At 60.6% G+C, this 1,367-nt stretch carries 2 protein-coding genes; both read left to right on the forward strand.

Annotated elements, in window-relative coordinates:
* Positions 1–297: ATP-binding cassette domain-containing protein (locus EXE42_RS15530; protein WP_137706909.1), on the forward strand; the 297-nt coding region annotated here is incomplete at its 5' end.
* A gap of 503 nt (positions 298–800) precedes the next feature.
* A partial coding sequence (locus EXE42_RS15535) for an FtsX-like permease family protein (protein ID WP_321167825.1) occupies positions 801–1,367 on the forward strand: 567 nt, incomplete at its 3' end.

A 1,367-nucleotide genomic window follows, 5' to 3' on the forward strand; every position in this document is an offset into this window, starting at 1 on the left:
GCCACGGAGTTGCTTGACGCGGTCGGCCTCGACGGGCGTCACAAACACCGCCCCGGCTCGTTAAGCGGCGGCGAACAACAGCGCGTCGCGATCGCTCGGGCACTCGCTGCGGATCCAGCGGTCGTGATTGCTGATGAACCGACCGGCGAACTCGATCGCGAGACCGGCAAACAGGTGCTTGATGTGTTGACTGATATTGCTACGGACCGGGCCGTCGTCATCGCGTCACACGATGAGTATACCCTCTCCCGAACAGACCGCGTGATCAAACTGCGTGATGGACGCCGAGAGACGTGAGTAGCCGGCTACGTCAATTGGCAGGGATCTGTGGCCTCGGTGTCCGACGCGTTGTTGGGCGCCTCCGAACAGGCGCACGCGGCCGCACACTCGTCTCAATCACCGGTGTTGCCCTTGCGGTCGCCTTGTTGGTCGTTGTCACGAGTCTGTCAGCGGGGCTCGCTGGTGGCGCAACCGTCCAGAGTGAGGATATCGACTACTGGATCGTCCCTGACGAGTCGGGCGCAGGGAGCGTCCCACTCAACGCAGAGGGAGCCCAACTGAGCGAGGTCCATCGCATTACGGCCCAGTTACGCGCGGATTCACGGATTGACTATGTCACTCCCGTTGCGATCACCCCGATTCAGCTTCGGCACCCAGCAACCAACGAGCAGACGTATGTCCTCGCGCTGGGCGTGATCCCCGAATCCGGGCGACATGTTGCTGGACTCAATACGACACCATTAGCGGACTCATACGTCCATTATGACAACGGGTCATACGCTGGGCCGTGGACAGGACAGATGGTCATCTCCCCTGCTGTTGCCACTGAACTCAACGTGACACAACGGGATGAACTCACACTCGGTGGGAGCACCCGAACTGGGACCGTCTCCCACGTGACAGACACGGATCTCGACGCTGGCGTGGGTGAGGTGCCAGCGGTTGTGATGCCGCTTGCTGAACTTCAAACACTCACGGGCCAGACCAGCAGTGATACCGCTGACCAGATTCTGGTGAGTACGACTGACCCCAGCGTTCACTCACTGCTTACTGATATTTATCCGGGGACGAGCGTGGTTTCACGCGTCGGGCTGACTGGCGCAGAGACATCGACCACGAGCTTACCGCTCGCAATGGCGCTGGCTGCCACTGTCGTTGCTGGGGGGATTGGGGTCGCGTTCGTCGCGACAATGATGGGCTTAGAGCTAACTGCGAGCCGTCAAGAGATAGCCATTCTCGGCGCTGTCGGCTTCTCGGCACGGGCTCGGGTTCTGGTTGTCATTACGGAGACAGTTACTGTTGCCGTGCTTGGCGGGCTGCTTGGCGTTGCTCTCGGGAGTGTCGGAGTTGTTGGTCTGAACGTCGCT

The organism is Halorubrum sp. SP3 (assembly GCF_005435195.1).
Classification (GTDB): domain Archaea; phylum Halobacteriota; class Halobacteria; order Halobacteriales; family Haloferacaceae; genus Halorubrum; species Halorubrum sodomense.